This is a genomic window from Fontibacillus panacisegetis, assembly GCF_900102215.1.
Lineage (GTDB): Bacteria > Bacillota > Bacilli > Paenibacillales > Paenibacillaceae > Fontibacillus > Fontibacillus panacisegetis.
In genome coordinates, this window is record NZ_FNBG01000038.1 from 1 (window position 1) to 24,119 (window position 24,119).

Here is a 24,119-nt window from a genome sequence, read left to right on the forward strand (position 1 = left end):
GGCTTTATCTACTATTTCGCGATGACTACACTTAAATTCCTTCTTATTGAGGAACAAAACAAAAATCTCCGGGGTTGGGAGACCTAAGTAGTAACGATAATTCTAGAAATATAGATACGTCTTTTTTATACTTTGCATCTATATCGATTTTTTCTAATATACCTTCCTTAATAAGATTTCCATCAAATTCTTTATCTAATGGTTCCAATGTATTACCTTGTACTGTAAAGACCCCTTGTTGAGCAACTATCCTAGGATTATTTCTAATTGGATGGAGAGCAATGGAGTTAGTTGGAAAGGGAGTCTCTGTATTTTTAGCAATTTTTTCTCGATATCTTTCCTTATGAGTTGTGTAAAAGTGTGAACCTCCTATCGTTTTCTTATTTAATTTAAGAGGGTTAAGCATCCAAATTGTAATACCATTATTATCATCCCAACTGCTTGATGCAAAGAAAAGCGCTGTTGCAAAAGATTCGGTCCAGTCAAGTAGTCTCGTTTTTACACCATGGTGCTGCATGATATAGACTAAATTCCAATCATCCTCGTTATGATAAATATGCCCTAAATTCTTAAATAAATTATATTTAGTTCTCTCATTATTTAAAAACTGTTCAAGACTATCAAACTTTTATCGAAATAAAGAGGATTTTAGTTCCCAACTAGAATCTCCCTGTCCCCTAAACCAAACATTTCTATTATCTTTTTTAAATTTCATAACTTGTTCAACAATGTTATCCCAAGACATGTTGTTATACTCCTTTTTATTTGCATGAATTTCTGCTAACGTTTGGGTATCTACAAACCTGAGAGGCTTAAGAGAGCGTATGCGACCGGGTCCGACGGACTTAGCCTCGCAGGGTTGTGAGCTTTATCCACTTCTCTGACTACTGCCTCATGTGAACCAAGGGCGAAGCCCGCAGCGTAGATACTGTGTTATATGAAGGATATGCCTTCGAAGAAATACCCTTACAGATTACTTATTTCCCTCATTTGCATATGTTATTTCATTTCCTTCAATTAATTTTCTAAGTCCATCTTTATAATACGGCATTAATTTCTCAGCCTTATTAATATCCATCCAAGCTATCTTTGAAATTTCATCAGGTCTAACAATCTCTTCGTTTCCTCCAATGATTTCAGCCCTAAACGTAAAAAAGATTGCATGTTCATTAATCTTTTCAAATTTGCATTCATTTAGAGCTACTAATCCAAATATCTTGATATCTAGCCCCGTTTCTTCTTTTGCTTCTCTTATTACTGCTTGCTCTAAAGTTTCATTGGTTTCAACGGCTCCTCCTGGTAGAGACCAACTATCACGATCTATATTGTGTACCATGAGGACTTTAGATTTCGAATTATTAGTTATTAGAGAATAAGTAACATCCACTCGTTTCAATTGATAACATCCCTTCTGTTAATAAATCTGCATATCTTTCATATAACGTTCGTGTATTCACGAAACGCCCCAGCCCTAGATAGCTCTTATCTTAGGCTGGGGCGTTTGTTGTCTGAACTTCTTCCATGATTATACATCTGACAACCAAAGGGCGATAGCCCTGCAGCGTGAATACGGTGTTAGACGAAGTTCCCCTCTTCATTGATTACACCTTCAACTTTAAGTCTGATATTTTTAAATTTATTTACAATTATGTTTTCATCTTCATCAATTTTTAAAAGTCTTCTCTTACCCAATCTCTTATCAAACCACGACATCGCTTTAATTATTGGGTTGAGAGAGTTCATTGCTTCGTCTATTGATAAGTTTAGATATTCTTCAATTGCTTTATAGAATTCAAACTGATTATGTATCCTTGTCTTTCCATTTCTTCATCTGCAATTTTGTACGCTTCATAATACCCATCCTTTTGTTCTGGATTTCTCCAATCATGAGAATCAGATTCCTCCCTGATCCTGTCTGCAGCAATATTAAATTCATATCGTAACTTAACTGTACAAAAGTCATGTATGATTTCATTATCAAAAGTAATCCATGATCTGCCAACCTTATCATGAGAACCTCTATATCGAGTACTATTATAAACAACTCTGCCTCTCAAAGATTCACAGAGTCTTGATTCAATTTGCTCTTTCATCTTACTCCATTGCAAATACCCCACCTCGATTTAGGGAATTTCGTCTAACGTTCTTGTATCTACGAACCTGAGAGGCTTAAGGGAGCAATGCGACCGGGTCCGACGGACTTAGCCTCGCAGGGTTGTCCGTGAATCATCTCCTCTGCCAAATGCATCACCAGGACCAAGGAGCGCATGCGACGTAGCGGTGTTATCTGAAGGAGTCCACTTCTTGAGTAACCTACGGATTGTAGATGTACTTTATCTTATCTACTTCTTTCAATTGAATATTATATTTACTTTTTAAATATCTCCCAACGCTGTTACCATTATTTGTGAATGACGCGCTCACTATAATTTTTTTGTTATTCTTTAAATGAAGGATGAAATAATCTTCGGGGTTGGACTTACCAATATGAATATAGATTTGACCGAACTTTTTTTTGTCACCGCGTCAATAGTTTTTATATCTTTAATTTCTATCTCTTCTCTCTTATAGAAAAAAGATCGTTTAATGACTCTCGATTCCGTCACCTCGATATCAGATGAAACCCCATAAAACAATAGATATAGAAGTAAAGCCACAAAAATATAAGTTATCGAATTCATGGAATTGATGTAGCTAATAACAATGGCAGCTAAAACAATGACCACTCCAACTACAATGGATTGATTGGCTCTGAATTTCATGATTTCTCGCCTTTCTGGGTTTTAATTATATTTGGACTCTTTCAGATAACGTTCTTGTTTTCACGAAACGACCCAGCCTTAGATAGCTCTTATCTTAGACTGGGTCGTTTGTTGTCTGAGCTCTTCCATGATTATTCATCTGACAACCAAGGGGTGGTAGCCCCGATGCGTGAATACGGTGTTATACGAAGTAACTTCGTATCCTTGATATTTCAATCAATAAGTTTTTTAATTGTTTTCTCCAATTCAAATAGGTTCTTAATACTTTTATAATCACCATTAATTACTTCTTCATAACCTCTTAAAAGCCATATAGTATGTATCCCTAACTTCTTCGCGCCTTCCAAGTTATGAATATTGTCATCTACAAAAATAGCCTCGCTGGGATTGACATTCAGTTCCTTCAAAGCAGTCGTATACATCAGTTCATTAGGTTTCCTAACTCCTAATATAGACGACATAACAAAAGAAGAAAAATAATTTCGTAAATTAAAATTAACAAATACCCTTTCTAATGATGGCCATGTATCCGAAACAACACCTAGCTTATAAGTAGCACTTAGTCTAGGTATAACTTCAAATACATCATCATGAAATAAGAATTTCTCGTCATTGAACACTGTATCTTTTGCAATACATTCTATCTCGGTTTTTGTTAGTTGTAATTGTGGAAGTTGTTTGGCAAATTCACTATAGAATTCTAGAAACAAATCGTATTCTTCTTGTTCCGTTAAAACATAATCCTGCCCATCTATACTTTGTAAACAAATTTGAAAAACCTTCTGTAATAAATCAGATCCTTGCTTTTGAAACAAGGGTTTATCAATATATTTATAAAAGTTAGGTGGAATAAACCAATGTCCTGTTCTAGGATGATTCAAAACTCGTCCTGAATCAAAAAGTATCGCTTTAATTTTCATTTTTTTCGCTCTTTCTATTCTAAATGATTATTGAAGTTATTTCGTATAACGTTTGTGCATTCACGAACCCTCACTGGCTTAAGCTGCCGACCGATCTAGCGAAGCGATCGGGTCGCCGGGTCGGAGACTTAGCCAATGCAGGGTTGTCCGCTGAGATAACTTCATTGAAAATGCTTCCCGCGGACCGAGGGCGAATGCCCAATGCGTGAATGCTGTGTTATCGGATGTCAATGCCTTCTTTGAAATACCATTCAAGTCCTTGGGGTATATTGCTTATACTAGATGTGAAGTGTCATTAAAAAGCTGAAGTATATTCTGTTTGAAACTATTATTATTTAGTAACGATATACTACCTACAGAACCAGAAAAGTACGCTGTATTAAGCATTTCAGGCGTGAACTTCAACCACCAAGCAATAATATATGCCAATGTCCCACCATGAGTTACTATTATTAAGTTTGACTTATCAATTTCACAAATATTCTCCATACCATTAGAGACTCGAGTATAAAACTGTCTCCATGTTTCGCCATCTTGAAATTCTTGATAATCTAAATCAAATCCCTCGCTATTTTTTGGGTTTCTATTTACTCTAGCCCAATCCTTTGTTTTTCCTGCTGCGATTCCAGTATTTATTTCCCTTAGGGAGTTATTTTTCTTTACTTGTATATCTTATCTAGTTGTTCACCAATAATAGATGCAGTCTGAGACGCTCTCATTAAGTCTGAAGCATAGAGAGAATATTCATTTGGATCTAGATTTTTCTGTAGCCTTATCCCAACTGCTTCAGCTTGCCTTTTACCTAATTCGGTTAATGGTGTATCCGTCCAACCACCAGTCATATTGTTAACATGATGTTCGGATTGACAATGTTGAATAACATATATTTGCCTCATCTAATATACTCCTTTCCAAAAGAAAGCATTTTATTTTTACGCTTTGAATATGATTGCATTGATTTCCGCTAACTTATCTATCTCTGCATGTCATAAAACCAGCAAAATTCTAGATATTCCTGAACCCTTCTATCTCCTTGAGTATACCTGTAATACAATATTTTGTTAGCTAATTTTATCATCCCCGCACATGAAAAAAAGCCCTTGGTTTCAAGGGCATAACAATGAAGATTGACTCCCTAGAATGAGACAAGTTAAAACACCTTCAAGAGAAAGCAACCATGTCGTAAGATATGTAGGTAACAACAGTCAGCTAGTAAAAACCTGAATGAGATGGTACCAAAACCCACACCGATTTCAACGCCCTTTGTGATGTAATCTAATATTTTCATTAGAATCACCCTCCGATTCATAAAAAACAGCGTTAGATGCAGTGGCCGACTGCTTCGAATTAGTAAATTATATCTTCATCTTCCATCACTCGAATTTCTATTGATATACTGCTTACTTTATCTTCCTTTTCCCCTAGAAAGCATTCTCTGGAGATAATCCAATATATACATTTCCTTTATAATAATAGTTATAGAAATATTCATCTTTAAATGTGGCAAGTTTTTTAACCTTTGGACTTTTGCTATCATCAATGTCCCTATCCTTATTCATTCGATCCAAAGTTTCTGAATATTGACCGGAAATGTTCAATTCAGGATAACTAAAATAAATTTCACATCCTTCACAACCTTCAGAAGAATTATCAGTTCCATTCCCGTATAATTCTTCAACTTCCTCTTTTGTCATTAATAGCTTTATCTTATCAACCTCAAAGGATCAAAAATAACAATCATAAAAATTATAATTATCAATAAACGTCTTTCTTCTCTTTTCATAAAATAACTTCTGCATATTCAAAAGCACTCTTAATATCTTCGGCTATCATGTATCTCTTACTCTTCTCAAGATTATAGCTATCTCCGGTCTGTGTGTATGACGGATAAAATCTAATATTGTTATAAATATACTCTTGGTTTCTAATTTTATATGTGGAGCCACTAGCAATAACTTTGACACCATGCTTTCTCTTATATATGTAATTTATTGATTTTATCGCAAAATCCCCCATGCACATTATGGATTTAACATTATGAAATGGTTCAATCTCTTTTTCTAACACCAGACTACAATTCTTGATTGTAGTAGCGGAGACTAAATAATCTTTCTTACTGCATTTGATGGCTGTTGTTAAATATATCCCCATGCTATTAAGATCATCAAAGGAATTTATGTTATACCCTGAATCCGCTAGAGCTTGCTGAGTCGTCCTGAAAAAAGCGGCTTCTTCATTAATGTAAAAATTGTCGTCCAAATTTTTGGGCAATGCTTCAGATATCATAATTACTTTAACCTGCTCGCTCGAGATACTTGCCTTTGGCAGATAGATCTCTTGATTCACATCCTTGCATTTTTTTTCACATATCATGCAATTACCAGTTGATATAATATTACCTCCATACTTTGTTTTCTTACGCTTTATTATTCCACTTGATTTTTAACTATTAATTTATAGAGTCCTGTTACCTTATCAAAATTATACCCGTTATTCACTAATACTCTTATAGATGCGATATTTTCCTTAATAGGGTCCGCTATCAGTTGTACAGGCTTTTCATTATCAATAACCCGTTTATTTAATTCTTTTACTAACTTATTTCCAATCCCCTTACCTAATAATTGTTCATCACCAATTAAATAATCAATTCCATATGTCCCCAGCGGTTCATTATCCCAGGCGTAACCTTCCCCGGTCTTGCCAACATCATAATATTGACAAAATCCAATTGGAACTTGGTTATATTCAACTATATGATGAACTATCCATGAATACTGTCCATTAAAATTATTGATTTCATCCAGCCATTCTTGAGGATCGCCGAACCATTTTTTTATATGCTCCTTATTTAACCATTCTTCTACAAGTGAAATATCGTTACTTGACATTTTCCGAAGAAAAACATTAATCAATTCATCCATGTGCAGCCCTCTATTTTAAATTTAATATTGTATTGCATTTCTCTCAGGTAACGTAAAGGTATTCACGAAACGACTAGCTTTAGATATCTACTTATCTTTTTCCAACCAAGGATGCAAGTCCGCTGCGTGAATCTCGTGATATAGGATGTCAACGCTTTTTCGAGACACTAAATAAAAGCACTATTGCTGTATTGTTAATTCTTCAATTTCTTCCAACATATACGTTGCGTAGTTCAATAATGTTTTCTTACTAAGATTTAAATTTTCTACTTCATTATTGTACTTTGCAAGGCATTGAGCGATTACGTCTTTATATTCAGTTGGTACCATGTTCAGTGCCCATTCTCCTGCCTCTTTCTTCGAAGAGATTACCGAATCTCTTAAATATAGAAGAACTCTAGAAAGATTCAAAACATAGTAAATAGGATTATCAGTAATTCCTTCAAGTGCTTCATCAACATCAGATTTAATTGATTCAACATAATAACGCTTATCTATAGGCTTGATTACGTTTTTTATTTGTTCACCGAAAAGTACAATTCCACGATTATACGTTATAACGAAGTGAGCAGCTAAATCGGAATCTTCATACCCCCCACAAAAATAATTCTCATCTGTTTTATACTTCTCTTTATGAAATGATGAATAATGAAATTCAAAAGGTGTTGGATATACAAAGTTATCGGCATATGCTTCCAATACTATGCTTAATTCAAATCCCTTTATCACATTCATCTCATCTTCAATATTGATTAATTTCCTTGCAATTTTCTTATAGATATCGATGGGTTGTTTTTCTCTGATAATTACTAAAATATCTATATCGCTTTGAGCGGGATTAAAACATCCCATGGCCATAGATCCGTGTAAATAAATTCCTATAACAGACTCCGATAATTCTTCTTTCAAAAGACAAGTTACATTATCCAAAATAATTTGTTGGTTCAATTCTATCTCCGCCTTTTTTAATTTCGTGCTCTTGCGTTGATTCCCTCTAACGTTGCGTAATTCTGACTCCCAAACAGCTTAAGGACCGTAGGTCCGAAGAGTTCTCTTCATCGAAAAACCTCACTAATTCTCTTTGAATGTACTCTCAAAAAAGGGTCCTTCAACATCATTTATATAGTTTTCAAAAGAGGTTCTAATACTTTCATGAAACTCAACATGTCCTCCTGGTAAAAATGTATTATCCATTCCTATACAATGGGCAACTAAAAGATATTTATCGGTTAATATGACTCCTCGAGCCAGCACGTGATATTTCCGTGGTTGTTCTTCTTTTAACATCTTGAGGCTCCTTCTAAAAATTGTTGGTTATTTTTCATACACGTTGCCTCATCTACGACGCTACCCGGCCTCATAATTTCTTTACCTATGTATAAAATTTCCCTGCATCTCAGGATCGTCCAACATAAGTTTTTAATGAATTTAATATTGGCTTCACTCTTTCAGATAACGTTCATGTATCTACGAACCCGTGAGGCTTAAGGGAAGGTTAGTGACCGGGTCCGACGGACTTAGTCTCATAGGGTTGTGAGCTGAAGGGGCTTCTCCGCTACCCCATCATACGAACCGAGAGCGTAGCCCATAGCGGAGTTAGCTGATGTCGTATTCTTCTCTGAAAGACCTACTCTATCTCTTTATTGTACCAAATGTTACCTTCATATTAGGAGAATAGGTAAACCATGATTCAACTCCAAACTTTTGAGAAAGAGAAAATTCTACCTCATATTGTTTTTGGGCTTCCTCTTCTGTCAATCCACGATTTATTAAATTCTCAATTATCTTGTCTCTATCCCCAGGCTCTAATCCTAGGCCCTCTTCCTTTAACGAATGAAAAAGTATTCTTTTCTTTTCCTCATCCATGTTCTGATCCAGGAAATTAACTCGGTCACTTACTCTGCACTCCACATCTATTAATCCTAATTGACTAAATATAATAGGTAATTGCATACCAATATTACCGTCTTTACCATTGCCTTTTGAATCGGCTTCAAATAGCTTTTGCAGGATTCCCAACTGGACGATTTCTGAGAGGTCCACTCCATCTAAAGAATAGTTAGACATACTGGCTATCCAATGTGACTCAAAACAAATAAGTCTTCCCTTATTTTTATTTCTTCGATATCACCAATAATAAACTCTGCTGTATAAGGCAGTTCTTGAAATATTTCTTTTGCTTTACTAATCAACTCAGTACCTTTATCAATTCCAGTATAGGTGCTCCCTTCAGGTAGTAATGGAAGTAATTTCAGTCCCAAATATCCATAACCACAACCAAAATCAATAATATTGACTGGACCTTTAATCTTCCATACTCCCTTGACTAAGAACTCTAAGTAATCATCATTATAGTATAACCACCTAGTATTTCTAAGATATTCAACCTTCTTGTCCCAATAATATTCAGACACCAATATTTTCGCCCCTTTAAATAAATGTTATGCGACGAAGTTCATGACAACCCGATGCGCAAATAAGGTGTTATCGAATGTCAGCACCCTCCATGTAAAATTGCTCTTATTTTTGCGCTAGTATAGTAAATTCCCATGGAATATTTTCATTATTCCAGCCACGATGTTCATCAAACCTCTTGAGTTCAAAGCCTTGTGAGAGGACTGAATTGATAATCTCGCTTAAGGTATAGGACCTTATAGAAACATCAGGAAAATCCAATTGTTCTTGTTCAATAAAGAAACTTTTATAGGCCACATCCCCTTTTTTTATTTCTGAATCAAAATAGTCAATCTTTCCTTGGCTAGTGATACATTTTCCTAGTGGATGAAAGTCGCTTAGAATCATCATCCCACTATCTTTCAATATGCTATAAAGAATAGAAATCAACTTATCAATATCATCAAAATAATGTAATATTCCTCCTTCTAAATATAGGAGATCAAAATATCCTTTATATTTCTCAAGATCAATATCATAAACATCCGTTACAATATAATCGATATTGGCATTCACACTTGTAGCTAGCTCTATGGCATATTTTCTATTTTCCTCAGAAATATCGAATACAGTCACCTCTGCTCCTAATAAAGCTAACGGAACAGCCTTTCGTCCATTTGATCCACAAAGATTTGCAATTTTTTTCCCTTCAACATTTTCAAAATATTGTTTATGCTTTTTAAGACATGCTAGTGGATTATCTAATATTTTTTTGGCGCAAACCATCTCTTTTAAGCCAAAATTCATATGCTCGATATTCCCAAGCCTTTTTATTTTTTTGGCTTTGTTATTCAATTTGATTTCTCCTCTCTTATTTATTTTTTAATTTCCGATATCGTTCTTTTATTCACGAAATGACCCAGCCCTAGATAGCTCTTATCATAGGCTGGGTCATTTGTTGTCTATTATTCTATCATGATTATACATTTGAGAAATGACATCACAGCCTCTATCATCCTATATGTGGAATATTGTTTATTTGCTCAAATTCTTCTTTCGTCATGCCATAGAGAACTTCATCGTGATATCGGCCGTTGGAATAAACGATTTGTCGACGAACTCCTTCTTGAACACAGCCCAATTTCTGCATCATCATCGCCGAGGCATCGTTTCCTTCAAGAACGGAGACATTAAACTTATTCAGTCTGCGTTCGAAATAGGCGTATCTTAAAAGAATTCTCATAGCCCTGGTGCCATAGCCTTTGCCCCGGTGATCCCGATTGATCTGTATGCCAATGCCGAAGGTTCCGTTTCTCTCGTCAATACCGCAAAGATTAATTCCACCCAGATTTTCGCCATTCATAGTTTCAATGGTAAACATAATTCTCTCGTAACTCTTAGCAAAATCCGTAAATTCTTCTGCAAAACTTTTGGCTTCAGCGATCGTGGGAGGCAATTCCACTACATAATTAAGCAACCTGCGTGCAGGTGTGTCAAAACGATTGTTATAATGCTCTTCCCAGTCCTCGGGTTGAATTGCCCGCAATCGAACTACCTCGTCCTGCCAGAAATAATTATCGAGTTTAATATCCTTCATGGAAATCCCTCCATTGTCCGTGAATATCATCAAAGAAATAAGCAAACATAACTTGAAATTTTGTATCACTCTTTGAAGCGTTTTCACTTGTTCTTCAAGTTTAGCATTCTCTTATTGATAGAGTATATGTATTCCTTGATTATAATTCTTTTTTCCCTGGACCATCGGTACCGAGCCGCACAGTGTTGAAGGGATTTATGTAAAGAAATGAAATTGAAACAACAAATCTGTTGCGGCATGACCGCCCTATATAGCACTATTATACTTTTTGAACAGGCATCCAAAAATCAAGATATGGAGGATTTTGGGTGCATGCAATTGGCTGAAACTCCATAATAGGCTTATTATAATGAAAATCTAATCGATATCCTAAGTCTTCGATACATTTGTCCAGGATCGTGCGTTTGTGAACAGCCTTCATCTCGTCATGTGACGAAACCCTAATGGTCAACCATTTGGCTGACAAAACATGCATAAAATCCAGATTCATTCCATCCAACTTAGACAAATCAATATGATGATTTAATTCTGTTGCAACCATAAAGAGATAATTACCGCTTCCATCAATTTGGGAATTTGAAGTATAGATATTCCACTCCCCCATATTTTCTTTTTGAGAAGAAAAAAGTTTCAAATACCTGCCGTCTTGAACAATGCCATCAAAAAACTTGTAAAGTTGTTCCTCGTCATCCTCAGATATGACTTGTTTAATTCCCAGTAAAAACATTTCATCTCTTTCTACAATTGAAAAATTAAACTCCATTGTCTTTCCCTCCCCATAAATTATGATTTCTACATATTGCGCTACTTTATCGGTCGGCATTTGAAGATATGAATTTATCAGAAAAAAAATTCACTCTTCTTTAAACCTTCCCATCACAATAGTGCTGTAAAGTCTGCCATCAGCAAGTAATTTATCATGTTTTAATATCCCTTCAATTTCAAAGTCATGCTTCTTATATAATTCTATTGCTTTGTAATTTGTTTCTAATACATTCAATGTCATTTTTTTGATACCAATAGAATCAGCCCAGGAAATAGACTCTTTTAATAGATTTTTTCCTATACTATATCCCCAAAACCCTTTTAATACGCATACTCCAAATTCTACTTTATGTAACAGTCGCTTTAAATTTGTTCCTTCACACCGAGAATACCCCACAATTCGATTATCAATTTCTGCAACCAAAAATATATTCCTTAAACTCTCTAGATCCGTTTTAATAATTTTTTCAAATCCAGTGGGGTCAATATATGCCTCTCCGCTTTCTCTGTCCATATTTTCTGTCTCACCATCAATCTGTACTCGTAGTTCCGACAGAGCTTTTGCATCTTCAATTATTGCTAATCGAATAGAATAACTCAGTTCTTTCACATTAAATTCTTTTTGTTTAATAACCATCATGAATCCACCTTCAAATTAGATTTATAAAAAAGTGAATTGAGAACCTTTCGTCAGCTTATTAAACACAACTCTTAGGAATTACGCATAACGTTCCCGTATTCACTTCGTCCCACCCCTAAGGTCTGGCCGCGATGCGGTTAGTTGGTGCGGATGCTCCACTGAATCTACCCCTGAGTCAATTACTTCTGGCAGACCAAGGATCGACGCAAGCTAATTCGCAGCGTGAATACGGTGTAATAGACGTCGGGGGGTTCATTGAGTTGCTCCCAATAATTGTTGCAGGTTTGGTCCTAATTCTTTCAACTTCTCTTTAATATATGGTTGTGTACTTTCCGGCACTTCAATAAGATTGTAAAATTTTGCTTCTATGACTTCTTCCCCATCTGGTTTGATATCTCCCTTGAAATCCGTACAAATGTAACCCACAATTACATTATAATATTCATGTCCGTTCCTTAATTTTGTATATAGCTCTTTCCCTGAAAACACACCAAAAAGATGAAGCGGTCCTAAATCAATACCCAACTCTTCTTTAGCCTCTCTTCTAAGACAATCCTCAACTGACTCCCCTAGATCCATCAAACCTCCTGGGATCCCCCAAGAATCATCCTGATATTTAACTAATAGTATCTGACCAAATTTATTTATTACTGCCACACTTGGTCTTACCAGAATCAAGGGTTGATTACCAACTAACTTTCTAAGTTCTTCAATATACCCCACGGAATACACACCTCACAAATTTTTTCATATTTCTCCCATATATCATATAAGTTCTTGTTTTCACGAGCCCTCACTGGCTTAAGGAACGCCAGCCCCGCAGCGTGAATACGGTGTTATTCGATGCTGTTAATCAATCATTAATTAATTCAATGCTTCTTAAAACATTCATTATTTTTTCTTCATTTCGTTTGAATGAATCGTTACTTACTCGAATATGTGCACCATTAAAGCCACTATCCATTATGAAATATATTTCTTTCTCATCCATTAATTCATTCGAAAATAATAGGCCTTTTTCACCTGAAGAGGTATAAAAATCTTCCTGTACAAATCCTTCAGTTGGTAAAGAGATCTGACCGTGTTGGCCAAATACTCTTATAATATCATCCTTATTACTTTCAACATATATAACAATACCCCCATCAGGACTACTTTCTCTTTCTTCAGTTCCTTCCCAGGTTTCTTCAATTACACTATTCCAACCTGCAGGGTAATGCACAATAAAATTAAATGTTTTATCTTTATATGAACTGAGTTCAGAAGAATTCAAATTATTTGAACACCCTGATACTAAAAAGATGATTAAACCAATAATGGTAATACCTGAGATGCTGTTTAAGCATTTCATATCTCATCCCCCTTGAATTTGTAATTATCAATGATAATTGGGTAACTTTGAGTTACCCGCACAATCTTTCTAAGATGATGGCTACTCCATCTTGATCATTACTTTCTGTTACTTCATCAGCAATTTCTTTTAATTCATTTATCGCATTTCCCATGGCAATTGAATATCCAGTTGTCTTGAACAGGCCTAAATCGTTATGATCATCTCCAAATATAATCACTGAATCCATACTTATATTGTAAATATTGCAGAGTCTAGTAACTGCCCGTTCTTTCGATGCATTCAATGGCATAATCTGAATCAGTTGATTATTGTCAGTAACCAGTATATTTACTTGCTGGCCAAACTTAATGTAAAGATCCTGAACCTGATCAAATCCAGAAATTAATATTTTCGTCGCTTCATATTGTTTCAACTCTTCTAGTGACTTAACAATAGGATTAGCCTTTACATTCATCATATTAGAATAATCAAGTTCTCTTAAACTAAACCATTCATCCCTGAATTCCATTGTCAATTCAATTTCTGGATTTTGATGTAAACCATATTCCAGAATTTCAGAAGTTATAGATAGCGATATGGATTCATAAAATTCTACATTGGATTTTTCACAAACTACTTGTGCCCCGTTATAGTAAACAAATGATCCTATTTCCATCAATTCTCCAGGAAGAAACCATCTAACGGCCCGCGGAGGACGAGCCGTAGCGATTATGATTTTCATGCCCTTGCTATAACAAGACAGTACTGCTGCCAAATTCCGCTCAGAGACTTGCTTCGAAGAGTTTAAAAACGTGCCATCGAGATCCAGGACAACGACCGAATACTTCACAGGATTCACCACCTAATAGAGATCTTCGTTATTTCATCTAACGTTTTTGTATCTACGAACCCGAGAGGCTTAAGGCGCACACGGCCCAGGTCCGACGGACTTAACCTCACAGGGTTGTGAGCAGAATCCACTTCTCTACCTATCCCTTACTTCTATTCAAGTTTGCTATTCATATTTCTTTAAGGGATAACTCTTCAATGAGTTTATTACTGTTCAAAATTCTACTGATTTGTTTTTCATTATCAGGTTTCCAACCCTTATCAATTATGTATTCTATTAATTTAGCGCGCACACTTGGCTTATATAGATTTATCCAGTAAGTATCCTTCCAATCAAATAAGATTTCTACATACGAAGACCTAAATTTACCAGAGTAAACTCGAAACACTACATCATGTTTTCTTTCGTCTACTACACAAAAAAACAACATGCCTTTAACATTTATTGATCTAACTTTCTTTCTAAATACTTTCATTGTTTTGTCCTCATTCTTAAGGATTTTCATGCTCTCAATATTCTATTAATACAATGCAATAATTGCCGATAACGTTGCGTTGTGGTACTCACCAACCCGTAGGAGCAGAAATTATTCTATAACAAAAATATCAAATTCAAATGGGAATTCACTAGCTTCCTGTGCTATAAAATTCACTTTATACCCCATACTATCCTTATAAAAAAATCCATGTGTTAATTCCACCTTTACAAAACACATATTTTCATCATTTTCATTATTATGCTTAAAGTACCATGATTCAAAGGCATTTATTAGTTTTTCTCTAATTTCACTATTATGAGGTTTTAATGGATGTCCCATATTATAAGCAATTCCGCTAAAATTATATAACTTATTGCATAATGAAACGCTTTTGTTAATTTCTATTTCTTTAACTTTTTTCGAATTTGCATATGTAACTATGTAGAAAGAACTTTTATCATAGTATGTATCTACGAATCTAACAGAAGGTATATTATTATTTGAAGTTGCTAATGCAAACTGATAATCTCTTGCAAATAATTCATTCATAACCTTCATACTTTTATCAAAAATTTCCATTTCAATCCTCCCCATCACGCTTTTAAATTAGTATTTTAATTTTGGTGAGTTTCAGCTAACGTTCTTGCATTCACGAAACGCCCCAGCCTTAGATAGCTCTTATCTTAGACTGGGGCGTTTGTTATCTGAGCTTCTTCCATGATTATACATCTGATAACCAAGGGGCGATAGTCCCATTGCGTGAATATGGTGTTAACTGAAGTTCCCTCTCCCTTGCAACAGCAATCAAAATGTTATATTCTAATAAAATCAGTTTATGTCTTTAATAAAAGCTACTATTCTTCCTGCTTCTTTTAAAACCAATCTTCTTATGAAATTCCTGACTTGTATAATTATCTAACTCGGTATCCAATGCTATTTGATTACATCCTAAAGACTTTGACCATTGCTCTCCGGTTTCAACTAATGTTGTTGGTACTTTCGGGATGCATATTTTTCACTGCTCAAAAGTCCACCTTACCGATGAATTTGTAACAATATCAATCTGCTGATTCCTCTCGCCATCGGCATCCGTGCGACTTTCGCCGATTTCAATCCGCTCAATCAGCGCCTGCACAATCGGCCTGTCCAACTCTTCCACATGCTTCATGCTCTTAATCAGGGTGACGAAGCTCTGGATGTTTTCTTCTGTTTTTTCGAATTCTTCGCTTCGCTTTTTAATGGCAGCAAGCTCATCCCGCAGCTTTTTCTGTTCGTCCTGAAGCCGGTCGCTGAGCATTTTGAAATTTTCCTCGCTGACAATTTCCAAGGCTATGTCCTCATACAACTTCGCATAAATCCGGGCGATTTCCGATATCCGTTTTCCTTTTTGGCGACCTTTTTTGAGGTGTTATCATCTGACATCGCTCCCTGATTTTTCAGCTTGCGAAGCCGTTTCATGATCTTATCCTCATCCAGCTCCACCTTGGAAATCAGGCTATTGATGCTTTCAAGAACGATTCTGCACAGATTTTTGTAATTGGTATAATGACAGCGGCATTCCAGCTTGCTGTATTTTTTATAGGTATCGCAGTAAAGGGAGTAGGTACGGACAACACCTTTTTTTCGCTCATTGGTCACACAATTGAGATTCATGGATTTGCCGCAATCCGCACACTTGGTGATGCCAACAATTAAATTCTCATGTACCTTGGTTCGGTCAGGGTGCGACTGTAATTTCCTTCCAGGTGTCCATACTTTTTGATATTGGTAATGTACTGTACCACCGATGTATGCCGGATTCTTAAACAGGTTTGACAGCCCTCCGGAACTCCACCGATAGCGGTTTTCCTCTATCTCCATTTGCTTCGAATACCGGATACCCCTTACATAGAGTAGAGCACAGCCGCTGGCACACGCAAGTATTTGACAATGGTGTTGCGCCCCACGCCGTTTGCGTACATTTCAAAAATCTACCTGTAAATTTTGCTGTTTCAAATCCTCCCACTACTTTCGAATCCCCTAACGGCTTTGCCGGTGGGCGTTTCCGGGAGTTATGCTACCGAAGCAGCATAACTCCTTTAACCTGCACAATATTCAACCCTGATGTTTTTTCAGGTATAGCCTCAAATACTTTTTTCTCTGTTGAGAAAAATTGTTGTTAAGGGAAGTTAATATTCTCCTTGTTTACTCCTATCCATTTGCAAGTCAGGGCATAAGCCACCATGACCTATAGGGGTATCCACTTGGCAGACAAATGAATTCGTAATCTCATAGGAATTATTCTGCCTGCCGCCATTAAAGTTCTTGGTAACTACGATCAGTTAAGGAAAAAGTGAGAGGACTGCACGGACTGATAAAGTTAAGATTTCTTGTCTTGATTTTATTCGCTTTGGCGTATACATTAAAATTCATAGATGCAAAATGGAGGAATATAAATGCTTGATTATATATCTGTACAGCAGGCTTCTGAAAAATGGGGAATCTCCAAGCGGAGAATTCAGAAAATATGTGAGGAAAACAGAATTGACGGAGCGGTTCGCTTCGGTCGTGCATGGGCAATCCCAAGGGATGCGGAAAAACCAGCAGATGCAAGAAAAAAGAGGATGGATATGAGAGAAAAAAATGAAATATAAAGTTTTAATCATAGACGATGACAAAGAGCTTTGTGCTCTTATGAAAAAATGTGTAGAGCAAGAGTATTTATCTGCTATTATTGCACATGGCGGCGTGGAGGGGCTGCGTCTGGCCGACGAAAATAAAAATAGCTGCTCTCTTTCTCTTGTGATTTTGGACGTAATGATGCCGGATATAGACGGTTTTCAAGTTCTGAAAAAAATTAGGGAAACAAGTAATATCCCGGTGCTCATGCTAACTGCCAAAAATGACGAGGAAGATAAAGTTTCCGGGCTGCGGCTTGGTGCTGATGATTATTTGACAAAGCCATTCAGTATTAACGAACTGATGGCCCGTGTCAATTCTCTTATCCGCCGCTATACCACCTTAAACCCTACGACGGGAATAGATACGGAGTGCATGGTGCTGAAAGGAATGGTCATTGATAAAGCAAACCGCATTGTTTCTGTCAATGATATTCCAGTTGAGCTTACAAGCAAAGAGTTTGATTTGCTTTTGTTTCTATCTTCTAATAAAGGACGGGTGTTTACCAAAAAACAGATTTATACGCAAGTGTGGGAAGAAGAATATGCTTTTGACGATAGTAACATTATGTCTTTCATCAGTAAATTGCGCAAAAAGATTGAACCAGCCCCCGACCGTCCATTTTATATTTTAACAGTCCGAGGTGTAGGCTATCGTTTTAATAAGGAGGCTTGACATATATGAGTGTTTATCTGCTTTTTGCGTTGGTTCTTACCCTGCTTATTATAGCGTACCTTGTTTCTGTCTTACAGCGTATCCAAACGCAGCTTACTCTTATGAAAGACGCTTTAGAAGATATAGAAAATGGAAACCTTAATCGACGTGTTTTAGCAACGGAGAGCGATATGACAAGGCAAATTTGTTATGGTATTAACGAAATTGCAATCAACAGCCAATCACGGCTTATTCAGCAAAAGCATTCAGAGCAGGCATACAAACGGCTAATGGCAAGTCTTTCCCATGATGTGAAAACTCCACTTGCTTCTTTGGTTGGTTATTTGGAAGCAATCGAAAGTAAAATTGTTGTAGGAGAAGAAAAGGACGAATATATACATGTTGCGTCTAATAAAGCCCAGCACTTAAAACATTTTGTAGAAAATCTGTTTGAATGGGTTAAATTAGATTCCGGGGAACAGATTTTTCATTTTGAGATTTTTGATTTGAATGAGTTATCCCGTAATATTATAGCTGATTGGATTCCTTTTTTAGAAAACAGTCATTTTGAATATGAATTTGATATACCTGAAACAGAGTATTCCATACACATAGACGCAAACGCATATACCCGTATTCTCAATAATCTATTACAAAATATTATTACTCACAGTGAGGGTGATAATATGGCGCTTCGTATTTTTGAGAATGAACAGCAAGCCAAAATTGTAATAACAGACAACGGGAAAGGTATATCTTCTGATAATCTCCCACATATTTTTGAAAGAATGTACCAATGCGACCATTCACGGGTTGCCAAAGGAAACGGGCTTGGGCTTTCTATTTCCAAAGAGCTTGTCAGCGCCCACAGAGGAACGATTACAGCAGCCAGCATTCCTGGCTCTGGAACTACATTCACGATTTTATTGCCAAAAGCCCTGTGACAGCACAGGGCTTTATTACTGCTAAAACAAGATAAAAACAAGGTTAAAGCAAGGTTTTGGCAAGGTTAATGTTTTATACTTTTAATTGTGATTGTTTCTGCCTTTATATCGGTTATCACATTGCGAAAGCACAGTTATCGAAAGTGAGGAGATTTTATATGAATGATTTTGTGATTGAAACGAAACAACTCACAAAAATTTACGGAGAGCAGACAGCAGTTAGCTCAGTCAATCTCCATGTAAAAAAAGGTCGGATTTACGGTCTGTTAGGGCGCAACGGAGCCGGGAAAACCACTATTATGAAAATGATTTTAGGGTTGATTCCAATCACATCTGGCGAGGTAGATGTGTTAGGACGAAATATCAAAGGTCAAGAAAAACGGGTATATCCCCGTATCGGTGCTATTATCGAGACACCGGGATTTTATCCAAATTTGACAGGAACGGAAAACTTGGAGATTTTTGCGAAGCTGCGTGGTACAGCCGCCCCACACGCAGTTGAAAACGCATTGAAAGTAGTGGGATTACCTTATAAAGACAAAAAGTTGTTTAGTAAGTATTCCCTCGGAATGAAGCAGCGTCTTGGTATTGCGAACGCTATTTTGCATGACCCGGAACTGCTGATTTTGGACGAACCTACAAACGGTCTTGACCCTATTGGCATTGCAGAAGTAAGAGATTTTATTAAGAATTTGAGCGTTGAGCGAGGAAAGACAATTCTTATTTCCAGTCATATTCTTTCGGAAATTTCATTATTGGCTGATGATATTGGAATCATCGACCACGGCGTTCTTTTGGAAGAAAGCAGCATGGGCGAACTGGAAAAGAAAAACCGCAAATATATCCTGTTGCAAGTTTCAGATATTCCGAAAGCGTCACTGATCTTAGAGCGTCAATTTTCCTTGAAAGATTATTCTGTTCAAGACGACCATACCTTACGGCTTTATGACACTGCTCTGGATATGGGTGAAATCAATAAAGCCCTTGTAACGCAGAATGTGACCGTTATCAGCTCTCAGCTCTGCAACGACACCTTGGAAGATTATTTCAAAAAAATTACAGGAGGAGAAGGCATTGCTTAAACTAATTCAAACAGAATTCCTAAAACTGCGCCGCAGGAAACTTGTCTGGATAATGATGTTGGCTGCCCTCATTATGCCGTTTTTCGCACTATTATACTTCAAGTACTTTGGTAACGTAGGTGTTGAACCGATACAGTTTTATAAATGGTCTGCGTTCGGATACACATTTTTGATTATCTTGCCTTTCGTTTTGGGAATGCTTTGCACCATACTTATGCACGACGAAAATCAGCACGATATGCTCAAACAACTTTGGATTGTGCCTATCAGCAAAATGGGGTACTTTTTCAGTAAATTTTTTATAGTTTTGATCTACTCCATTTGTTTTATGCTGATTACAGCCGTTGCTTCTGTTATGTTCAGTGTACTTCCCGGATATGTCGCATTTGAATGGGGAAGCGTAATATTTTTGCTAAAAAAGTGTTTGGAGATTGGTTTTATTGCTGCCTTTGCAATGCTGCCGATTTTGGCAATAGCTGCGTCGCAAAAGGGATATATTCTCCCGGTTTGTATTACATTGATTTATAGCTTTCTCGGTTTTTTCATAATGACGGTAAATATGTATCTACACCCCTTATCCAGTATGGCTGTTATAATCGCAAGGAATGGAGATATTCCGGGCATTGTATTTACACAAGCGGTTAATGTTCCATTGGCATTTCTTTGCATTTGCGTTTGGAATATTGCTGCAGTAGTGCTTGCAAATATCACGTTGGGGAGAAGAAAGTGAGGTGAAAGAATGCGAACATTACTTTGGGCGGAACGTCAAAAAATTCGCCGTTCAAATATTGTTTGGCTTGCAGTTTTTGCAACAGTTATGGTAGCGGTCATTGTTTTTTTAGGAGAGCAGGATGTGTATGACGGCTCTCGTAATATAGACAATGCAGGCTGGTATATGACTATGACTCAACCATGGGCAACTTTTTTTGTTCTTCCTGCGGTCATTGCCCTTTTAGGCAGTTATATGATTTGTCGTGAAGAACAGGAGGACACTATAAAATCTCTGCGGCTTATTCCCATAAATGAGGAAAAATTAACCGCCGCAAAGATGATTATTACTTTCGTGTTCAGCATACTTATTTACTTGCTGCTCTTTGCTATAACATTTTTGGTTGAGGCCATTTTACATTTTTCTGATTTGTCAGTAGAAATGGTTTTAGGTTTTCTGAAAGCATATTTTCTGGACGGCGTAGGCATATTCCTTGCTATCTCGCCCATTATTGCTTTGGTATCACATATGAAAAAGAGCTATTGGCTTGCGCTAGTAATCACTGAGATGTACTCTTTTTCCGGACTATTTATGAGTATGTCTAATTTCCTAAAAGCCTTTTATCCCATTACGGCTGTATTTACTATTTCTGGATACTATGACGCATCAACAAGTCAAGTAATACTTAGTTGGATTAGCTTACTGCTTTGCGGCTGCCTTTCTGTCTTTATACTGAAAGGGCTAAAACATAGTGAAGAAAGTTGAAATAGGTCATCTCAAAATGAAGAAAAAGAAGAAACTGATTATATTTGTGTTGCTCTTTGGTATTCTACACTGTTATACCGAGTGGAAATTCAACAATGCCCCCCTAAAGGGGTAACAGAACAGATAGCTGATTGGGTTGGCAAGCTTGGTCATTAATCAAAGAGCCAGACACAAAAGCGTAGAGCCGATGAACAATGACAGAAAGGTAACTGTTTATGAAAAAAAGATTACATAGGATTAGAGAAGGAAAAATGATTGCCGGTGTTTGTGGCGGTATTGCCAAATACTTTGATGTAAACCCCAAAGTGGTACGGTTACTCTGGGCAGTATTTTTTGCAGCATATGGAAGCGGACTCGTGGCCTATATTCTGTTTTCGATTTTTGTACCGAAAGAGCCAAAAAATTTCCTTGGGGATTAGAAACAACTTATCTGTTGTACATGGCATATATGGTGATTACTATTTTGCATTTTTATTTGCCCGTTTGTCATGGAAAAAGCGTGAAAACGAAATAACATATAAGAGCATATCAACAGATAGTCAAGTTTAAATCCCGAACTGGACATTAAGAAAATCCAAGGCGAGTCCTCAATGTATAGACTTCGTGCTGGAAGTTTAAGAATCCTTTATACGATTGAAGATTTAGCCTCTCAGGGTTGTGGGCTGATTCAACTTCCTTGCTTACCACTTCTTGCGAACCAAGGGCAAAGCCCACAGCGTAGATACGGTGTTATTTGATGGACTAGCCCTCCTGAATAGCTTAAATGAATCTTTATTTTTTTCAGATTCCCATATGCAATAGAAACTTTTCATTATTTTCCTCAACTATATTACATAGTATCATTAGTTCAAAAAGCACCTTCAAAACATCATCTTTTCTTTTATATATTTTTTCGTATTTCCCTTCATTTATATTTTCTGACCAAGTATAATTCCCTGTTAATTTCACGATATCAGGGGCACTCTCAAATATATCAAACCAACCTTTTATGACTTTCTTTAATTTAGTTGCTCCCACTGAATGGATTTCTGTTAGACCATAGTAATTAAATCCATAATTAGCTGACTCTGTAGGAATCCAATTTAATGTATCTGAAAAGTACTGAAATAAATCATCGTCTATCTCAACTAAATAATCTAACCCTGATTTAGTCTTATCGATTCTACCATTGTCATTCCTAACAATTTGATTTAGTTCAAAACCGGTTTTCGGGAATACAAGGAATTCATGAATTAGTGGCATTTTTCATCTCCTGTTTTTAATATTGCTAGTCTTTCACATAACGTTCGTTCTTGTATTCACGAACCCGAGAACCTTAAGGCAGCTTTAGCTGCCGGTCGTGACCGCGACGGTTAGGTTCGCAGGAGTGTCCGCTTGACTAAACCTCTCCGAAATGCCTCTGGCGGACCGTGGGCCAAATGGCCCGATGTGTGAATACGTTATAAAATGTCCGCACCTTCACTGAATCCCTATCAAACTCTAATTCTTTAATTTCTTCGTTAAGTAGAGAACAATATCATGATCTATTACAACAGTTTCCCCATAATTATCCATTTACTTCAGCAATCAATGTCACTCTTTCCCCGTTATTTAGGTGGTGCAGGGTTGTCGCCTGATTCAACTTCTCCGCTAATGCTTCCGTCGACCGAGGGGGAATGCCCGCCGCGTGAATACGGTGTTATTTGAAGTCTTCGACTTCGAAGGATCGCTTACAAATATCTCTTAATAATCTCTTCATCCCATATTTGAACTTCAATGTATCTTTCTGGTCCGTTTTCTCCATTACTATTCCATTCCTGTGGTAATCCATATTCTTGTATTATTTCAATAATTTCATCTTTATTATAAACTTGTTTTCTATATGCTTTTCCATCAGGGTAACGCATCGTTGGAAAAAGATCACCATAAGTAAAACTGATGGATTCTTTAGAGAATTCATTCCAATCAATTGAGATTCGTCCTGGATTGCTATACCATGACTCAAGCCATTTACAAGATTCTAATGTCATATAATGAGGGTATGAATTTCGTGGTTTCCCACCTTTACAAATGAATTGATCTCTAGCTTGTCTTTCAAGTTCTCTTCTGATCATCAAATAATTATCATTTCGTTGGCTTGCAAATGATCTGCCTTCAGTTCGAATTTGATTTGAAATAAGACTTGCTTGTTCAATTGAGAGTTTAGATAGGTTTCTGAATGGCCCTTTATCTTGCTCAAAATAATGATACAAATCATATTTCATAATATTTGAAGTCCGAGCCTTCCTCGATATTCCCACAAAATGTCCTTCTCTTTAAATCCCGGTTATTATACTCTACTAAAAATTGATCTTTATAATTTATACAATATTCAATCTCCAGACTTTCATCCGATGTATTAAATTGTCCGGCAATGGGTCTCCCCAAAAATAGTCACTATATGCTTCGGAGAATTTACCATTGAATTATTCCTTTCATTATTCGTGTGCTCAGATTTCAAATAACGTTCTGTATTCACGCGCCCAGCGAATGCTGGGTGTGGCCGCTGTCTCTACTTCCCGGATATCCCTCTGCCTGACCGAAGGCGTTAGCCCAATGCGTGAAAATAATGTTATCTGATGCAGCCCTCCATCGAGCCACTAACTCACTTATTTTTGGAGCTTCT

The 24,119-nt window shown here is 36.6% G+C and carries 31 protein-coding genes and 3 pseudogenes; 7 read left to right on the forward strand and 27 right to left on the reverse strand.

Annotated features, from left to right (window positions below; all coding sequences use genetic code 11):
• Window positions 1-43 precede the first annotated feature (43 nt).
• From BLS49_RS21560 to BLS49_RS21680, 25 genes and pseudogenes are all read right to left on the reverse strand, one after another.
• A pseudogene (locus tag BLS49_RS21560) lies at window positions 44-577 on the reverse strand (FRG domain-containing protein); the annotation flags it as partial.
• A 396-nt stretch (window positions 578-973) separates the two neighbouring features.
• Complete coding sequence (locus BLS49_RS21565) at window positions 974-1,396, reverse strand: NUDIX hydrolase (protein WP_091226183.1); 423 nt, start codon at window positions 1,394-1,396, stop codon at window positions 974-976.
• Between the two features lie 179 nt (window positions 1,397-1,575).
• Window positions 1,576-2,093: pseudogene (locus tag BLS49_RS25835) on the reverse strand (SF0329 family protein).
• A 351-nt stretch (window positions 2,094-2,444) separates the two neighbouring features.
• Entirely contained in the window at window positions 2,445-2,762 is a 318-nt protein-coding gene (locus tag BLS49_RS21575; RefSeq protein ID WP_091235680.1) for a hypothetical protein, read from the reverse strand.
• 212 nt (window positions 2,763-2,974) lie between these two features.
• Window positions 2,975-3,682, reverse strand: a complete 708-nt coding sequence (locus BLS49_RS21580; protein ID WP_091235681.1) for an HAD family hydrolase — start codon at window positions 3,680-3,682, stop codon at window positions 2,975-2,977.
• 273 nt (window positions 3,683-3,955) lie between these two features.
• Window positions 3,956-4,351 (reverse strand): histidine phosphatase family protein, encoded by a 396-nt coding sequence (locus tag BLS49_RS25840; protein ID WP_091235683.1) that lies wholly within the window; start codon window positions 4,349-4,351, stop codon window positions 3,956-3,958.
• Window positions 4,342-4,578 carry a phosphoglycerate mutase family protein gene (locus tag BLS49_RS21590; RefSeq protein ID WP_091235685.1) on the reverse strand — a complete coding sequence of 79 codons (237 nt, stop codon included), beginning with the start codon at window positions 4,576-4,578 and terminating at the stop codon, window positions 4,342-4,344. Before BLS49_RS21590 ends, BLS49_RS25840 begins: the two co-directional genes overlap by 10 nt.
• A 525-nt stretch (window positions 4,579-5,103) precedes the next feature.
• Entirely contained in the window at window positions 5,104-5,376 is a 273-nt protein-coding gene (locus tag BLS49_RS21595; protein WP_091235686.1) for a hypothetical protein, read from the reverse strand.
• Window positions 5,377-5,461: 85 nt separating this feature from the next.
• A complete protein-coding gene (locus tag BLS49_RS21600; protein ID WP_091235755.1) occupies window positions 5,462-5,968 on the reverse strand; it encodes a uracil-DNA glycosylase family protein in 507 nt (168 codons plus the stop codon).
• A gap of 140 nt (window positions 5,969-6,108) precedes the next feature.
• Window positions 6,109-6,606 (reverse strand): GNAT family N-acetyltransferase, encoded by a 498-nt coding sequence (locus BLS49_RS21605; protein ID WP_091235688.1) that lies wholly within the window; start codon window positions 6,604-6,606, stop codon window positions 6,109-6,111.
• A gap of 180 nt (window positions 6,607-6,786) precedes the next feature.
• Window positions 6,787-7,554 carry an aminoglycoside adenylyltransferase domain-containing protein gene (locus BLS49_RS21610; protein ID WP_091235690.1) on the reverse strand — a complete coding sequence of 256 codons (768 nt, stop codon included), beginning with the start codon at window positions 7,552-7,554 and terminating at the stop codon, window positions 6,787-6,789.
• A 123-nt stretch (window positions 7,555-7,677) separates the two neighbouring features.
• Entirely contained in the window at window positions 7,678-7,893 is a 216-nt protein-coding gene (locus tag BLS49_RS21615; RefSeq protein WP_245742684.1) for an NUDIX hydrolase, read from the reverse strand.
• A 345-nt stretch (window positions 7,894-8,238) separates the two neighbouring features.
• Window positions 8,239-9,020 (reverse strand): annotated as a pseudogene (locus BLS49_RS21620) (methyltransferase domain-containing protein).
• 106 nt (window positions 9,021-9,126) lie between these two features.
• On the reverse strand, window positions 9,127-9,855 hold the full coding sequence (locus tag BLS49_RS21625) for a class I SAM-dependent methyltransferase (RefSeq protein ID WP_245742686.1): 729 nt from the start codon (window positions 9,853-9,855) through the stop codon (window positions 9,127-9,129).
• A 157-nt stretch (window positions 9,856-10,012) separates the two neighbouring features.
• Window positions 10,013-10,597, reverse strand: a complete 585-nt coding sequence (locus BLS49_RS21630) for a GNAT family N-acetyltransferase (protein ID WP_091235691.1) — start codon at window positions 10,595-10,597, stop codon at window positions 10,013-10,015.
• 259 nt (window positions 10,598-10,856) lie between these two features.
• Complete coding sequence (locus tag BLS49_RS21635) at window positions 10,857-11,360, reverse strand: GyrI-like domain-containing protein (RefSeq protein ID WP_091235693.1); 504 nt, start codon at window positions 11,358-11,360, stop codon at window positions 10,857-10,859.
• Between the two features lie 90 nt (window positions 11,361-11,450).
• Entirely contained in the window at window positions 11,451-11,999 is a 549-nt protein-coding gene (locus BLS49_RS21640) for a GNAT family N-acetyltransferase (RefSeq protein WP_091235695.1), read from the reverse strand.
• A gap of 255 nt (window positions 12,000-12,254) precedes the next feature.
• Complete coding sequence (locus BLS49_RS21645; protein ID WP_091235696.1) at window positions 12,255-12,725, reverse strand: NUDIX hydrolase; 471 nt, start codon at window positions 12,723-12,725, stop codon at window positions 12,255-12,257.
• Window positions 12,726-12,855: 130 nt separating this feature from the next.
• Window positions 12,856-13,353 carry a hypothetical protein gene (locus BLS49_RS21650; RefSeq protein WP_091235698.1) on the reverse strand — a complete coding sequence of 166 codons (498 nt, stop codon included), beginning with the start codon at window positions 13,351-13,353 and terminating at the stop codon, window positions 12,856-12,858.
• A gap of 52 nt (window positions 13,354-13,405) precedes the next feature.
• The gene (locus tag BLS49_RS21655; RefSeq protein ID WP_245742688.1) at window positions 13,406-14,185 is read right to left on the reverse strand and encodes an HAD family hydrolase; all 780 of its coding nucleotides are present in this window, start codon (window positions 14,183-14,185) and stop codon (window positions 13,406-13,408) included.
• Between the two features lie 169 nt (window positions 14,186-14,354).
• On the reverse strand, window positions 14,355-14,660 hold the full coding sequence (locus tag BLS49_RS21660) for a hypothetical protein (protein ID WP_091235701.1): 306 nt from the start codon (window positions 14,658-14,660) through the stop codon (window positions 14,355-14,357).
• 111 nt (window positions 14,661-14,771) lie between these two features.
• A complete protein-coding gene (locus tag BLS49_RS21665) occupies window positions 14,772-15,242 on the reverse strand; it encodes a pyridoxamine 5'-phosphate oxidase family protein (protein WP_091235703.1) in 471 nt (156 codons plus the stop codon).
• 262 nt (window positions 15,243-15,504) lie between these two features.
• Window positions 15,505-15,675: a GNAT family N-acetyltransferase gene (locus tag BLS49_RS25845; RefSeq protein ID WP_425432171.1), complete on the reverse strand. Its 171-nt coding sequence runs from the start codon at window positions 15,673-15,675 to the stop codon at window positions 15,505-15,507.
• A gap of 3 nt (window positions 15,676-15,678) precedes the next feature.
• Entirely contained in the window at window positions 15,679-15,990 is a 312-nt protein-coding gene (locus BLS49_RS21675; RefSeq protein ID WP_091235705.1) for a DUF4368 domain-containing protein, read from the reverse strand.
• Between the two features lie 2 nt (window positions 15,991-15,992).
• Window positions 15,993-16,523: a recombinase zinc ribbon domain-containing protein gene (locus BLS49_RS21680; protein WP_091235707.1), complete on the reverse strand. Its 531-nt coding sequence runs from the start codon at window positions 16,521-16,523 to the stop codon at window positions 15,993-15,995.
• Window positions 16,524-17,098: 575 nt separating this feature from the next.
• Between BLS49_RS21680 and BLS49_RS21685 the strand changes: the two genes are divergently transcribed.
• The 7 genes from BLS49_RS21685 (at window position 17,099) to BLS49_RS21715 (ending at window position 21,894) form a co-directional block, all read left to right on the forward strand.
• The gene (locus BLS49_RS21685; RefSeq protein WP_091235709.1) at window positions 17,099-17,296 is read left to right on the forward strand and encodes a DNA-binding protein; all 198 of its coding nucleotides are present in this window, start codon (window positions 17,099-17,101) and stop codon (window positions 17,294-17,296) included.
• Window positions 17,286-17,996: a response regulator transcription factor gene (locus tag BLS49_RS21690; protein ID WP_091235711.1), complete on the forward strand. Its 711-nt coding sequence runs from the start codon at window positions 17,286-17,288 to the stop codon at window positions 17,994-17,996. Before BLS49_RS21685 ends, BLS49_RS21690 begins: the two co-directional genes overlap by 11 nt.
• A 5-nt stretch (window positions 17,997-18,001) precedes the next feature.
• On the forward strand, window positions 18,002-18,919 hold the full coding sequence (locus BLS49_RS21695; RefSeq protein ID WP_091235712.1) for a sensor histidine kinase: 918 nt from the start codon (window positions 18,002-18,004) through the stop codon (window positions 18,917-18,919).
• A gap of 158 nt (window positions 18,920-19,077) precedes the next feature.
• Window positions 19,078-20,001, forward strand: coding sequence for an ABC transporter ATP-binding protein (locus BLS49_RS21700; protein ID WP_091235714.1), 924 nt, complete (start codon window positions 19,078-19,080; stop codon window positions 19,999-20,001).
• Window positions 19,994-20,731 carry an ABC transporter permease gene (locus BLS49_RS21705; protein ID WP_091235716.1) on the forward strand — a complete coding sequence of 246 codons (738 nt, stop codon included), beginning with the start codon at window positions 19,994-19,996 and terminating at the stop codon, window positions 20,729-20,731. The genes BLS49_RS21700 and BLS49_RS21705 overlap by 8 nt, the downstream gene beginning before the upstream one ends.
• A 9-nt stretch (window positions 20,732-20,740) precedes the next feature.
• On the forward strand, window positions 20,741-21,475 hold the full coding sequence (locus BLS49_RS21710) for an ABC transporter permease (RefSeq protein WP_091235718.1): 735 nt from the start codon (window positions 20,741-20,743) through the stop codon (window positions 21,473-21,475).
• Window positions 21,476-21,690: 215 nt separating this feature from the next.
• Complete coding sequence (locus tag BLS49_RS21715) at window positions 21,691-21,894, forward strand: PspC domain-containing protein (RefSeq protein ID WP_091235720.1); 204 nt, start codon at window positions 21,691-21,693, stop codon at window positions 21,892-21,894.
• 361 nt (window positions 21,895-22,255) lie between these two features.
• Here BLS49_RS21715 and BLS49_RS21720 read toward each other — a convergent pair whose 3' ends face one another.
• Window positions 22,256-22,717: a hypothetical protein gene (locus BLS49_RS21720; protein ID WP_091235721.1), complete on the reverse strand. Its 462-nt coding sequence runs from the start codon at window positions 22,715-22,717 to the stop codon at window positions 22,256-22,258.
• 467 nt (window positions 22,718-23,184) lie between these two features.
• Window positions 23,185-23,718 (reverse strand): hypothetical protein, encoded by a 534-nt coding sequence (locus BLS49_RS21725; protein ID WP_091235757.1) that lies wholly within the window; start codon window positions 23,716-23,718, stop codon window positions 23,185-23,187.
• Between the last annotated feature and the right edge of the window lie 401 nt (window positions 23,719-24,119).